11 protein-coding genes are annotated in these 12,581 nt (G+C 77.9%); 8 read left to right on the top strand and 3 right to left on the bottom strand.

Annotation, left to right across the window (positions count from 1 at the left end; genetic code table 11):
• The first annotated feature begins 1 nt into the window (after nt 1).
• Genes mnmA through ligA form a run of 3 tightly spaced genes read left to right on the top strand, consistent with a single transcriptional unit; the run spans nt 2 to nt 4,359 of the window.
• Entirely contained in the window at nt 2–1,171 is a 1,170-nt protein-coding gene (gene mnmA / locus D5H78_RS04725; protein ID WP_119949130.1) for a tRNA 2-thiouridine(34) synthase MnmA, read from the top strand.
• Complete coding sequence (locus D5H78_RS04730; RefSeq protein ID WP_119949131.1) at nt 1,168–2,214, top strand: uroporphyrinogen decarboxylase/cobalamine-independent methonine synthase family protein; 1,047 nt, start codon at nt 1,168–1,170, stop codon at nt 2,212–2,214. Before mnmA ends, D5H78_RS04730 begins: the two co-directional genes overlap by 4 nt.
• Nucleotides 2,215–4,359 (top strand): NAD-dependent DNA ligase LigA, encoded by a 2,145-nt coding sequence (gene ligA, locus D5H78_RS04735; RefSeq protein WP_119949132.1) that lies wholly within the window; start codon nt 2,215–2,217, stop codon nt 4,357–4,359.
• A gap of 97 nt (nt 4,360–4,456) precedes the next feature.
• Here the strand turns inward: ligA and D5H78_RS04740 are convergent, their stop codons facing one another.
• From D5H78_RS04740 to D5H78_RS04750, 3 genes are read right to left on the bottom strand one after another with little or no spacing between them, the layout of a single operon-like run.
• Complete coding sequence (locus D5H78_RS04740; protein WP_119949133.1) at nt 4,457–5,731, bottom strand: S1C family serine protease; 1,275 nt, start codon at nt 5,729–5,731, stop codon at nt 4,457–4,459.
• A 35-nt stretch (nt 5,732–5,766) separates the two neighbouring features.
• On the bottom strand, nt 5,767–7,314 hold the full coding sequence (locus D5H78_RS04745) for a sensor histidine kinase (RefSeq protein WP_218566239.1): 1,548 nt from the start codon (nt 7,312–7,314) through the stop codon (nt 5,767–5,769).
• Nucleotides 7,311–8,003: a response regulator transcription factor gene (locus tag D5H78_RS04750; RefSeq protein ID WP_119949134.1), complete on the bottom strand. Its 693-nt coding sequence runs from the start codon at nt 8,001–8,003 to the stop codon at nt 7,311–7,313. Before D5H78_RS04750 ends, D5H78_RS04745 begins: the two co-directional genes overlap by 4 nt.
• Nucleotides 8,004–8,095: 92 nt before the next feature.
• Here D5H78_RS04750 and gatC point away from each other — a divergent pair, with 92 nt between their 5' ends.
• The 5 genes from gatC (at nt 8,096) to D5H78_RS04775 (ending at nt 12,579) form a co-directional block, all read left to right on the top strand.
• Entirely contained in the window at nt 8,096–8,395 is a 300-nt protein-coding gene (gene gatC, locus D5H78_RS04755; protein ID WP_119949135.1) for an Asp-tRNA(Asn)/Glu-tRNA(Gln) amidotransferase subunit GatC, read from the top strand.
• Nucleotides 8,392–9,897 carry an Asp-tRNA(Asn)/Glu-tRNA(Gln) amidotransferase subunit GatA gene (gatA, locus tag D5H78_RS04760; RefSeq protein WP_119949136.1) on the top strand — a complete coding sequence of 502 codons (1,506 nt, stop codon included), beginning with the start codon at nt 8,392–8,394 and terminating at the stop codon, nt 9,895–9,897. The genes gatC and gatA overlap by 4 nt, the downstream gene beginning before the upstream one ends.
• Nucleotides 9,894–10,106: a hypothetical protein gene (locus tag D5H78_RS04765; RefSeq protein WP_119949137.1), complete on the top strand. Its 213-nt coding sequence runs from the start codon at nt 9,894–9,896 to the stop codon at nt 10,104–10,106. Before gatA ends, D5H78_RS04765 begins: the two co-directional genes overlap by 4 nt.
• Entirely contained in the window at nt 10,103–11,608 is a 1,506-nt protein-coding gene (gene gatB, locus D5H78_RS04770; RefSeq protein ID WP_119949138.1) for an Asp-tRNA(Asn)/Glu-tRNA(Gln) amidotransferase subunit GatB, read from the top strand. The genes D5H78_RS04765 and gatB overlap by 4 nt, the downstream gene beginning before the upstream one ends.
• Nucleotides 11,609–11,745: 137 nt before the next feature.
• Nucleotides 11,746–12,579 carry an O-methyltransferase gene (locus D5H78_RS04775; protein ID WP_119949139.1) on the top strand — a complete coding sequence of 278 codons (834 nt, stop codon included), beginning with the start codon at nt 11,746–11,748 and terminating at the stop codon, nt 12,577–12,579.
• Nucleotides 12,580–12,581: the final 2 nt, after the last annotated feature.

The raw sequence follows: 12,581 nt of genomic DNA on the forward strand, positions 1-12,581 counted from the left end.
GGTGCGGGTGCTCGCCGCGCTGTCCGGCGGCGTCGACTCCGCGGTCGCCGCGGCCCGCGCCGTCGACGCGGGGCACGACGTCACCGCCGTGCACCTCGCCCTGTCGCCGTCGCCGGCGTCGCTGCGCGCGGGGGCGCGCGGCTGCTGCTCGGTCGAGGACGCCCGCGACGCCCGCCGCGCGGCGGACGTGCTCGGGGTGCCGTTCTACGTGTGGGACCTCGCCGAGCGGTTCCGCGAGGACGTCGTGGAGGACTTCGCGGCCGAGTACGCCGCCGGGCGCACGCCCAACCCCTGCCTGCGCTGCAACGAGCGCATCAAGTTCGCCGCCGTCCTGGACCGCGCCCGCGCCCTCGGCTTCGACGCGGTCTGCACCGGCCACTACGCCCGCCTCGTGGACGGCCCCGCCGGGCGCGAGCTGCACCGCGCGCTCGACCCGGGCAAGGACCAGTCGTACGTCCTCGGCGTCCTCACCCCCGACCAGCTCGCGGGTGCGCTGTTCCCGCTCGGGGGCACCCCGAAGGCGGACGTGCGGCGCGAGGCCGCGGCCCGCGGGCTCGGCGTCGCCGACAAGCCGGACAGCCACGACGTCTGCTTCATCGCCGACGGCGACACCGCGGGCTGGCTGCGCGGACGGCTGGGCGCGGCGCCCGGCGACGTCGTCGACGAGGAGGGTGCCGTCGTCGGGCGCCACGAGGGGACGCACGGCTTCACCGTGGGGCAGCGCCGCGGGCTGCGGCTCGGCGTCCCGGCCGCCGACGGCAGGCCGCGCTACGTCCTCGACATCAGCCCGGTCGAGCGCCGGGTCGTCGTCGGCCCGGCCGAGCGGCTCGACGTGGCCGCGCTGGAGGGGGTGCGGCCCCGCTGGTGCGGCCCCGCCCCCGCCGGGCCGCTGGAGTGCCGGGCGCAGGTGCGCGCGCACGGCGCCGCCGTGCCGGCCACCGCCCGCGCGGAGGGCGACCGGGTGCTCGTACGGCTGCACGCCCCCGTCCGCGGCGTCGCCCCCGGCCAGGCCGTCGTCCTCTACGACGGCACGCGCGTCGTCGGCTCCGCGACGGTCGACCGGACCACCCCCGCCGCCCCTCCTGGCCGCGACCGTGCAGCCGGCCGCCGTGATCATGCAGCCCCCGGGGAGCGCGCGCCCGCCCGCGACGGCGCCGGGGCCCGCGCATGAGCGCCGACGGCCCGGCCCTCGCGCTCCCGCCCGGCGCCGCGAGCGGCGTGGGGTCGCTGCCGGGCACGGACCCGCGCGAGGCCGCGCGGCTCGTCGTCGGCGAGCTGCCCGACCTGCCGCACCTGCCGGAGCTGCCGGAGCGCGGGCCCGGCAGCGACCTGCTGGGCCGCACCGCGACGCACCTCGTCGACCTGCACGTCGACCTGCAGCCCGCCGGCTGGCGGCTCGTGCAGCGCCCGGGCCGCGACGCGGCGCGCGGGCGCGCCGCCCTGCGCGAGGACCTCGACGCCCTCGAGGAGGCGGCCCAGGGGTACGACGGGCTGCTCAAGGTGCAGCTCGCCGGTCCGTGGACGCTGGCCGCCGGCGTCGAGCTGCCGCGCGGGGGAGCGGTGCTCGGCGACCCCGGTGCGGCCCGCGACCTCGCCGCGTCGCTCGCGGAGGCGGCCGCCGCGCACGTCGCCGAGGTCGCGCGGCGCGTGCCCGGCGCCCGCGTCGTGCTCCAGCTCGACGAGCCGTCGCTGCCGGCCGTCCTGGCCGGGAGGGTGCGCACCGCGTCCGGCTTCTCCGCGCTGCGCGCGGTCGAGGAGCCGGACGCCGAGCAGGCGCTGCGCGGCGTCGTCGCGGCGGCGGGCGTGCCCGTGGTCGTGCACTGCTGCGCCGGCGCGCCGCCGGTCGGGGTGCTGCGCCGGGCCGGCGCGGCCGGCGTGGGGCTGAACGCCCTCGCCGCCGGGCTCCTGCGCGAGAGCGCGCTCGACGAGCAGCTCGGCGAGGCGCTCGAGGCGGGCGTCGTGCTCTGGGCCGGGGTCGTGCCCGCCGTGCCCGCGCAGGGCTCGGCCGCCGCGGCGCTGTCGGACCCCGGCACTACGGTCGAGCCCGTACGGCGGCTGTGGCGCCGCCTCGGCCTCGACCCGGCCTCGCTGGGCGGGCGGGTGGTCGCCACGCCGACGTGCGGGCTCGCCGGGGCCCCCGCGCCGCACGCGCGGGCGGCCCTCGCCGCGGCCCGCGCGGCGGGCCGCGTCCTCGTCGACGACCCGGAGGGCTGAGTGTCCAGCGAGGTGCAGGAGGTCCCCGCCGCGCCGGAGGACGCGCGCGAGCGGCACGCCGAGCTGTCCCAGCGGCTCGACGAGCACGCCTACCGCTACTACGTGCTCGACCGCCCGGTCGTGAGCGACGCGGAGTACGACGCGCAGATGGGCGAGCTGCGGGCCCTCGAGGAGCGCTACCCCGAGCTGCGCACACCGGACTCCCCGACGCAGAAGGTGGCGGGGTCGTACTCCACGCTCTTCACCCCCGTCGACCACGTCGAGCGGATGCTCTCGCTGGACAACGTGTTCAGCGACGAGGAGCTCGCCGCCTGGGCGCAGCGCGTCGAGCGCGAGGTGGGGGCCGACGCGTCGTACCTGTGCGAGCTGAAGGTGGACGGCCTGGCCATCGCCCTGCTCTACGAGCGGGGCCGCCTCGTGCGGGGCGCGACCCGCGGCGACGGGCGCACCGGCGAGGACGTGACGCAGAACGTCCGCACGATCGACGGCGTCCCGCACCACCTCGCCACGGGCGACGGGGTGCCCGCGGTGCCCGAGCTGCTCGAGGTGCGCGGCGAGGTCTACTTCCCGGTGGCGCGGTTCGAGGAGCTCAACGCCGCGCTGGTCGAGGCGGGCCGGGCGCCGTTCGCCAACCCGCGCAACGCCGCCGCCGGCTCGCTGCGGCAGAAGGACCCGCGGGTCACCGCCACCCGCCCGCTGCGCATGGTCGTGCACGGCATCGGCGCCGCGCGCGGGTTCGCGCCGGGGCGCCAGTCCGAGGCGTACGACTGCCTGCGCGCCTGGGGCCTGCCGGTCAGCGACCGGTTCCGCGTCGTCCCGACGCTGGAGGAGGTGTCGGCCTACGTCCGGCACCACGGCGAGCACCGGCACGACGTCGAGCACGAGATCGACGGCGTGGTCGTCAAGGTCGACCAGGTGCCGCTGCAGCGCCGGCTCGGGTCGACGGCCCGGGCGCCGCGCTGGGCCATCGCGTACAAGTACCCGCCGGAGGAGGTCACGACGAGGCTCCTCGACATCCGGGTCAACGTCGGGCGCACCGGCCGGGTCACGCCGTTCGGCTACATGGAGCCGGCCAAGGTCGCCGGGTCGACGGTGTCGCTCGCGACGCTGCACAACGCGGCGGAGGTCGAGCGCAAGGGCGTGCTCATCGGCGACACCGTCGTGCTGCGCAAGGCCGGCGACGTCATCCCCGAGATCGTCGGGCCGGTGGTCGACCTGCGCGACGGCACCGAGCGCGCCTTCGTCATGCCGACGCACTGCCCGGAGTGCGGCACCGCGCTGCGCCCCATGCGCGAGGGCGACGTCGACATCCGCTGCCCCAACAACCGCTCCTGCCCCGCGCAGCTGCGCGAGCGCATCTTCCACGTCGGCGGCCGCGGGGCCATGGACGTCGACGTGCTGGGCTACGAGGCGGCCATCGCCCTGCTGCAGGCGCACGTGGTCGAGGACGAGGGCGACCTCTTCGGCCTCGACGAGGCCGCGCTGCTGCGGGTGCCCCTGTTCACCCGCAAGGACGGGGCGCTGTCGGCCAACGGGCGCAAGCTGCTCGAGGCGCTGGAGCGGGCGAAGCGCCGGCCGCTGTGGCGGGTGCTCGTGGCCCTGTCCATCCGGCACGTCGGACCGACCGCCGCGCAGGCGCTGGCGCGCGAGTTCCGCACCCTCGACCGCGTCGTCGCCGCGTCGGAGGAGGAGCTCGCCGCGGTCGACGGGGTCGGACCCACCATCGCCGCGGCGCTGCGCGCCTGGTTCGACGTGGACTGGCACCGCGAGCTGGTGGAGAAGTGGCGCGCGGCCGGCGTCTCCCTCGAGGACGAGGGCGCCGACGAGGGCCCGCGCCCGCTCGAGGGGGTGAGCGTCGTCGTCACCGGCTCGCTCGAGGGGTTCAGCCGCGACCAGGCGACCGAGGCCGTGCAGCGCCTCGGCGGCAAGGTGACCGGGTCGGTGTCGAAGAGGACGGGGTTCGTCGTCGTCGGCGACGCCCCGGGCTCGAAGTACGACAAGGCGCTGTCGCTCGGGGTGCCCGTGCTCGACGAGGCCGGGTTCCGGGTGCTCCTCGACGAGGGGCCGGACCGGGCCCGCGAGGTCGCCGAGCGGCCGGCCGCCGCGGGCGCCGACGCCGGGGCGCCCCCGCCGGCCGACGCCTGAGCCCCGCCCGGCAGGGGGCCGGGCGGGGCTGGTGCGGGCAGGGTGGTCCGGGCGGGCAGGGCGGTCCGGGCGGTCCGGGCGGTCCGGGCGCGGGGCGTCAGTCCGACTCGACGGTGTCGAGCGTGACCTGGACGGTGCGCTCCTCGCCGTCGCGCACGTACGTCAGGTCGACCGTGCTGCCCGGCACCGCCGAGCGGACCGCGGACACCAGCGCGTCGGCGCCGTCGACGACCTGCTCGCCGAGGCGGGTGACGACGTCGCCGTCCTGCAGGCCCGCCTCCTGGGCGGCGCTGCCCGGCTCGACGGTGCCGAGCAGGGCACCGCCGTCCTGGGCGTCCGAGACCTGGGCGCCGATGCGGGCGTACGACGCCGTGCCGTCCTCGATGAGCTCGGCGGCGATGCGCGTCGCCTGGTCGACGGGGATGGCGAAGCCGATCCCGATGTTGCCGGACTGGCCGGACGAGCCGCCGACCGTGGCGATCGCCGAGTTGATGCCGACGAGCCGCCCGCGCAGGTCGACGAGCGCGCCGCCGGAGTTGCCGGGGTTGATGGCGGTGTCGGTCTGGATCGCGTTGAGCACCGACGCCTGCCCGCCCTGCTCGCCGCCGGCGAAGACGGGGCGGTTCTTGGCGCTGACGATCCCCTCGCTCACCGAGCCGGCCAGCCCGAGCGGCGAGCCGAGCGCGAGGACGCTGTCCCCGACCTGCAGGTCCGCGGAGCTGCCGACCTCGATCGGCGCCAGGTCGTCCACGCCCTGCACCTGGACGACGGCCAGGTCGGCGCTCGGGTCGGTGCCCACGACCCGCGCCTCGGCGCGGGTGCCGTCGTCGAAGACGACGGTGAGCGTGCCCTGCTGGGCCGCGCCCTCGATGACGTGGTTGTTCGTCAGGACGTGCCCCTCGTCGTCGAGCACGACGCCGGAGCCCGTACCGCTGCCGGAGACGCCCTGCGCCTCGATCATGACGACGCTGGGCAGCACGCGGGCCGCGACCTCGGCGACGGTGCCCTGGGCGGGCACGACCGTGCCGGTGTCGGAGGTGCGCTGCGCGGCCGGCGCGGCGCTGCTCGTCGTCGCCACCGGGTCGTCGTCCAGGACCGTCGCGGTGACCGCGCCGGCGCCGCCGCCGAGCAGCGCCGCGAGCACCGCGGTCGCGGCCAGCGCGGCCACCGGCCGGCGCGCCCGCGGCGCGGGGGCGGTGCCGGGGACGGGGGCCGGCGGCCACTGCCCCGCGCCCGAGCCGCTGCCGAGGGGCGCGTGCCCGGGGCCGTACGGCCCCTCGGTGCCGGCGTGCTGCACTGGCGCCTGCGGCGTGGTCGGCGCCGCCCAGGGGTCGCGGTGCGGGGGGAGCGGGGAGGTGGGCGTCTCGGTCATGGCCACGATGCTCGCCGGCCCACCTGAGAGCAGCCTCAGAAGCGTCGGAGAGGTCCCTGAGACATCGCTGTGGATCCGCTGTGCGCGGCCGGCGCGGCGGGCGCGGCGGGCAGCGTCAGCGTGAAGCGGGCCCCGCCCCCGGGCGCCGCGCCCGCGGTCACCGACCCGCCGTGCCGCTGCGCGGTCTGCGCGACGATCGCCAGGCCGAGCCCGGAGCCGGGCATGGCCCGCGCGGCCGCGGAGCGGTAGAACCGCTCGAACACGTGCGGCAGGTCCTCCGGGGCGATGCCGGGCCCCTGGTCGCTGACCACGAGGGTCCCGCGGCGCAGGGCGACCGAGACCGTGCTGCCCGCCGGGCCCCACTTCGCGGCGTTGTCCAGCAGGTTGGTGACGGCGCGCTCGAGGGCCGCCGGGTCCCCGACGACCGTCCACGGCTCGAGCCGCACGTCCCAGGCCAGGCCCGGGCCGCGACGGCGCGCGCGCTCCACGGCCCGCCCCACGAGGGCGGCGAGGTCGAGCTGCTCGGCCCGCGGCCGCTGGCGGTCGTCGCGGCTGAGCTCGACGAGGTCGCCCACGAGGCCGCCGAGCTCGGCCACCTGGGCCCGCACGTCGTCGAGCAGCTCGGCGCGCACGCCCGGGTCGAGCCGCGCGCCCGCGGGCGCGGCGTCGCTCTGCGCGAGCAGGTCGAGGTTGGTGCGCAGGCTGGTCAGCGGCGTGCGCAGCTCGTGCCCGGCGTCGGCCACGAGCCGGCGCTGGCGCGTGCGGGCCTGGTCCAGCGCCGCGAGCATGGCGTTGAACGCCACCGCGAGGCGGGCGAGCTCGTCGTCGCCGGTCACCTCGATGGGCTCCAGCTCCTCGGTGCGGGCCACGGTCTCGGCCGCGTCGGTGAGCTGCTGCACCGGGCGCAGGGCGCTGCGGGCGACCGCGCGCCCCGCGAGCGCGGCCCCCGCGACGCCCAGCAGGCCCACCGCGAGCAGGACCAGGCCCAGCCGGCGCAGCGTCCGCTCGGTCGGCGCCGTGGGCTGGGAGACGACGAGCGCCAGGGGCTGGAGGGTGGCGCGCACCGGCACCGCGGCGACCCGCTGCCCGTCGACCGTGCGCAGCGACTCCTCGAGGCGCCCGGCCGCGACGGCCAGCTCGGGGTCGCCGACCGGCGGCAGCCGGCTGCCCGCCGGGTACGCCGAGCCGTCGGCCGCCACGAGCCGCACCGACGCGTCGCTGGTGAGCGTGAGGGCCCGCGCGACGCCGACGATCTGCTGCGGGCTGGCCAGGTCGCTCGTCGCTGCGAGGCGGGCCCGGCCGAGCAGCTCCTCGTCGACCCGGTCCGCGAGCTGGTCGCGCACCACGACGTACGCCGCGAGGGCCACCAGCGCGGCCGCGAGCGCGACGGCGGCCGCGACCAGCCAGGTGATCCGCCGCCGCAGGCTGGTGCGCCGCGCACCCGCCCGGCGCAGCGGCGCCGACCGCTCGCGCAGCCACTCGGCCATGCCCTCCGGGGCCTGCTGCGGGTCCTGCTGCGGGTCCTGCGACGGGGCCCGCGACGGGTCCTGCGACGGGTCCTGCGACGGGTCCCGGGCGCTCACGGCGGGGTGTCCCGCAGGACGTACCCGACCCCGCGCACCGTGTGGACGAGGCGCGGCTCGCCGCCCTCCTCGGTCTTGCGCCGCAGGTAGCCGATGTAGACGTCGAGGCTGTTCGCGCTCGTCGGGAAGTCGAAGCCCCAGACCTCCTCGAGCAGCTGGGCGCGGGTGAGGACCTGGCGGGGCCGGCGCGCCAGCGCCTCGAGGAGGTCGAACTCGGTGCGGGTCAGGCGCACCGGGCGCTCGCCCCGGCGCACCTCCCGCGCGGCCGGGTCGAGGACGAGGTCGGCGTAGCGCAGCGCGCCGCCGCTCGCGGCGCCGTGCTCGCGCGGGGCCGCCCGGCGCAGCAGGGCGCGCAGGCGCGCGAGCAGCTCCTCGAGCGCGAACGGCTTGGGCAGGTAGTCGTCGGCCCCCGCGTCGAGCCCGGCCACCCGGTCGGAGACGTCGTCGCGGGCGGTGAGCATGAGCACCGGCACGTCCGAGCCCCCGGCCCGCAGCCGCCGGCAGGCCTCGAGCCCGTCCATCCGCGGCATCATCACGTCGAGCACCACCGCGTCGGGGCGGCGGGCCGCCACGGCCTCGAGGGCGGCGGCGCCGTCCGCGGCGGCCACGACCTCGTACCCGTTGAAGGCCAGCGAGCGCTGCAGCGACTCGCGCACCGCGCGGTCGTCGTCCGCGACGAGGATGAGCACCGGGCCAGTCTGCCGGGTCGGGGGGCGCCGGGCGTGCCGCCCTAGGATGGGCGGCGCCCGCACCGCCTACCGACGAGGAGCGACGCCGCCGCATGGCCTCCATCTCGCGGGACGAGGTCGCCCACCTGGCGCGCCTCGCCCGCATCGACCTCGACGACGCCGAGCTCGACCACCTCGCCGGGCAGGTCGAGGGGATCCTCGACCACGTCGCCCGCATCCAGGGGGTGGCCGCCGACGACGTGCCGCCGATGTCGCACCCGGTGCCGCTGACCAACGTCATGCGCGAGGACGTCGCCCGCCCGGGGCTGACCACCGAGCAGGCGCTCGCCGGGGCCCCTGCCGCCGAGGACGACCGCTTCCGCGTGCCGCGCATCCTCGGGGAGGAGGCGTGAGCGCGGGCGGCGGCGACCTCACCCGCCGCGACGCCGCGTCCCTGGCCGCGCTCGTCGCCTCCGGCGAGGCCTCCGCCGTCGAGGTCGCGCAGGCGCACCTGGGCCGGATCGCCGCCGTCGACGCGCGCGTCCACGCCTTCCTGCACGTCGACGCGGAGGGCGCGCTCGCCGCGGCCCGCGCCGTCGACGCGCGCCGCGCCGCCGGCGAGCCGCTCGGCCCGCTCGCGGGCGTGCCGCTGGCGCTCAAGGACGTGCTGACGCAGGAGGGCGTCCCCACCACCTGCGGCTCGCGCATCCTCGAGGGCTGGCGCCCGCCGTACGACGCCACGGTCACCCGCCGCCTCAAGGAGGCGGGCGTCGTGATCCTCGGCAAGACCAACATGGACGAGTTCGCCATGGGCTCCTCGACGGAGCACTCGGCGTACGGCCCGACGCACAACCCGTGGGACCTCGACCGCATCCCGGGCGGGTCCGGCGGCGGCTCGGCCGCGGCCGTGGCGGCGTACGAGGCGCCGGTCGCCATCGGCACCGACACCGGCGGCTCGATCCGCCAGCCCGCGGCGGTCACCGGCACGGTCGGCGTGAAGCCGACGTACGGCGGGGTCTCGCGCTACGGCCTGGTGGCCCTCGCCTCGTCGCTGGACCAGGCCGGGCCCTGCTCGCGCACGGTCCTCGACGCGGCCCTGCTGCACGCGGTCGTCGGCGGGCACGACCCGCTGGACTCGACGTCCATCGACGCGCCGGTGCCCCCGGTCGTCGAGGCGGCCCGCGCGGGCGACGTGCGCGGCCTGCGGGTCGGGCTCGTCGAGGAGCTCTCCGGGGAGGGCTTCCAGCCCGGGGTCCGCCAGCGGTTCGAGGAGGCCGTGGCGCTGCTCGAGGGCCTGGGCGCGGAGGTCGTGCGGGTGTCGTGCCCGCGCTTCGAGGACGCCCTCGCCGCGTACTACCTCGTGCTGCCGAGCGAGTGCTCGTCGAACCTCGCCAAGTTCGACGCGATGCGCTTCGGCCTGCGCGTCGGCGACGACGGGGAGCGCAGCGCCGAGGAGGTCATGGCCCTCACCCGCGACGCCGGCTTCGGCGACGAGGTGAAGCGGCGCATCGTCCTCGGGACGTACGCGCTGTCCAGCGGCTACTACGACGCCTACTACGGGCAGGCGCAGAAGGTGCGCACGCTCGTGGCGCGCGACTTCGCCGCCGCGTTCGAGCAGGTCGACGTCCTCGTCTCGCCCACGGCGCCCACGACGGCGTTCCGGCTGGGGGAGAAGCTCGACGACCCGCTGGCGATGTACCTCAACGACGTGGCGACCATCCCGGCGAACCTCGCGGGCCTGCCCGCGATGTCGCTGCCGGTGGGCCTCTCGCCCGACGACGGCCTGCCCGTCGGCCTGCAGGTCATGGCCCCCGCCATGGCCGACGACCGCCTCTACCGCACCGGCGCCGCGCTCGAGCGCGCGCTCGCCGAGCGGTGGGGTCACCTGCTCATCGAGGAGGCTCCGGCCCTGTGAACCCGCTCACGAAGAACGCCCGGATCAGCGCGGCCGTCAGCTTCGCCACCGCGGCCATCAGCCTCGGCAGCGCCGTGCGCGACCTGCGCAGCGCGCGCAGCAAGGGCGACCGGCTGGCCATGGTCGACGGCCTGGTGAGCGCCGCCGCGGTGGTCACCGGCCTGCTCGTCGTCTACCGCGCGCTGCGGCACCCGGAGGAGGAGGCGTGACGACGACGGCCGACGCCGCGCTCGTCCCGTACGACGACGCGGTCGCCGCGTTCGACCCGGTCCTCGGCCTCGAGGTGCACGTCGAGCTCGGCACGGCGTCGAAGATGTTCTGCGGCTGCTCGACGGCCTTCGGCGCGCGCCCGAACAGCCAGGTCTGCCCGGTGTGCCTCGGCCTGCCCGGCTCGCTGCCCGTCGTCAACGCGACGGCGGTGGAGTCCGCGGTGCGGATCGGGCTGGCGCTGCACTGCGACATCGCGCAGTGGTGCCGCTTCGCGCGGAAGAACTACTTCTACCCCGACATGCCGAAGAACTTCCAGACCTCGCAGTACGACGAGCCGATCTGCACCGACGGCTACCTCGACGTCGAGGTCGACGGCGAGACGTACCGCGTGGAGGTCGAGCGGGCGCACATGGAGGAGGACACCGGCAAGTCGCTGCACGTCGGCGGCGCGACCGGGCGCATCCACGGCGCGGACCACTCGCTCGTCGACTACAACCGGGCCGGCATCCCGCTCATCGAGATCGTCACCAAGCCGATCACCGGCACGGGGGCCAAGGCCCCGCAGGTGGCGCGGGCGTACGTCGCCGCGCTGCGCGACGTGCTCCTCTCGCTCGGGGTGTCCGAGGCGCGCATGGAGCTCGGGCAGCTGCGCTGCGACGTCAACCTCTCGCTGCGGCCCTCGCCCGACGCCCCGCTCGGCACCCGCTCGGAGACCAAGAACGTCAACAGCCTGCGCTCGGTCGAGCGGGCCGTGCGGTACGAGGTCTCCCGCCACGCCGCGCTGCTGCAGGCCGGGCGTGCGGTGGTCCAGGAGACCCGGCACTTCCACGAGGCCGACGGCACCACCAGCCCCGGGCGCTCGAAGGAGCAGGCCGAGGACTACCGCTACTTCCCCGAGCCGGACCTCGTGCCGGTCGCCCCGTCGCGGGAGTGGGTGGAGCAGCTGCGCGCGACGCTGCCCGAGCCGCCCGCGCAGCGCCGGCGGCGCCTGCAGGGCGAGTGGGGCGTCTCGGACCACGACATGCAGTCGATGCTCAACGCCGGCGCGGTCGACCTCGTCGAGGCGACCGTCGCCGCCGGTGCCGACGCCGCGAGCGCGCGCAAGTGGTGGATGGGCGAGCTCGCCCGGCGGGCCAACGAGGACGGCGTCGACCTGGGCGCCCTGCCCATCGGCCCGGCCGACGTCGCGCGGGTCGTCGCGCTCGTGGACGAGGGCGCGCTCAACGACAAGCTGGCGCGGCAGGTCATCGACGGCGTGCTCGCCGGGGAAGGCCGGCCCGACGACGTCGTCGCCGGGCGCGGGCTGGCCGTCGTCTCCGACGACGGGGCGCTGCTCGCCGCGGTCGACGAGGCGCTCGCGGCCAACCCGTCCGTCGCGGACAAGGTGCGCGCCGGCAACGCCAAGGCCGCCGGGCCGATCATCGGCGCGGTCATGAAGGCCACCGGCGGGCAGGCCGACGCCGCCCGGGTCCGCGAGCTCGTCCTGCAGCGCCTGGCCTGACCCCCGGCGCCGCCTGCGCGGCCCGCCCGGCCGCGGCGGTCAGCGCAGGTGGCGCCCGCGCGGTCCCTGGACCGGCGCGGGCGCGCCTGCCATGATCACCGGCGACCACGACGGCGTGGACGCGGAGGTGGCGGGCCATGGACGGCCGGGCGGGCGCCCTGCTGCGGGGGCGGGACGTGCGGGAGGCGCTGCCTCCCCGGTGGCACCACGGCGTGGTGGCGGCGGGTGCGGCGGCGCGGGCACCGCTGCTCGCCCGCGGGGCGCGCGCGCAGGCCGCGGCGCTGGAGGCCTCGGAGAGCCCCGGCGCGCACCGGCTCGCCGGGCTGCTGCGCCGCGTCGCCGACGGGCGGCTCGACCCGGCCGGGCGGGTGCGCCTCGCCGCGGTCGAGGCCGCGCGGCGGGACCTGCTGGCCAGCCGGGAGGAGGTGCTGCGCCGCGGCGGCGCGCCGCAGGTCGTCGGCCGGGTCTGCGCCCGCGCCTCCCAGCCGCCGGCCGGCGCGCGCGTGCTCTACCAGGCGGTCCGTGCCTGGGCGCCGGCGCGCGCGCTGGAGCTCGGCACCTGCCTCGGGGTCTCCGCGGCCTACCAGGCGGTCGCGCAGGAGCGCTGCGGCGGCGGGGACCTGCTCACGCTCGAGGGGTACCCGGGGCTGGCGGAGCGTGCGGAGCGGCTCTGGGACCGGCTCGGCCTGCAGCGGGTCCGGGTGGTCGTCGGCCGGTTCGCCGCGACGCTGCCGGACGCCCTCGCCGAGGGGCCCTACGGGTACGCGTACGTCGACGGCCACCACGACGGCGCGGCGACCCGCGGCTACGTCGAGCGGATCGCGGCGGCGTGCGCGCCCGGCGCGCTGCTCGTGCTCGACGACGTCGACTGGTCGCCGTCGATGGCCGGCGCCTGGCACGACGTGCGGCACCGGCCCGACGTGGTCGCGAGCGCCCGGCTCGGCAAGCTGGGCCTCGCCGTGCTGCGCTGAGC

This window comes from Vallicoccus soli, from assembly GCF_003594885.1.
GTDB lineage: Bacteria > Actinomycetota > Actinomycetes > Motilibacterales > Motilibacteraceae > Vallicoccus > Vallicoccus soli.

Bases quoted from the DNA above. Each gene is read 5' to 3' on its own strand.
- D5H78_RS04775 (WP_119949139.1), top strand. From the start codon at position 11,746: ATGGACGGCCGGGCGGGCGCCCTGCTGCGGGGGCGGGACGTGCGGGAG.
- D5H78_RS04730 (WP_119949131.1), top strand. From the start codon at position 1,168: ATGAGCGCCGACGGCCCGGCCCTCGCGCTCCCGCCCGGCGCCGCGAGC.
- gatC (WP_119949135.1), top strand. From the start codon at position 8,096: ATGGCCTCCATCTCGCGGGACGAGGTCGCCCACCTGGCGCGCCTCGCC.
- D5H78_RS04740 (WP_119949133.1), bottom strand. From the start codon at position 5,731: ATGACCGAGACGCCCACCTCCCCGCTCCCCCCGCACCGCGACCCCTGG.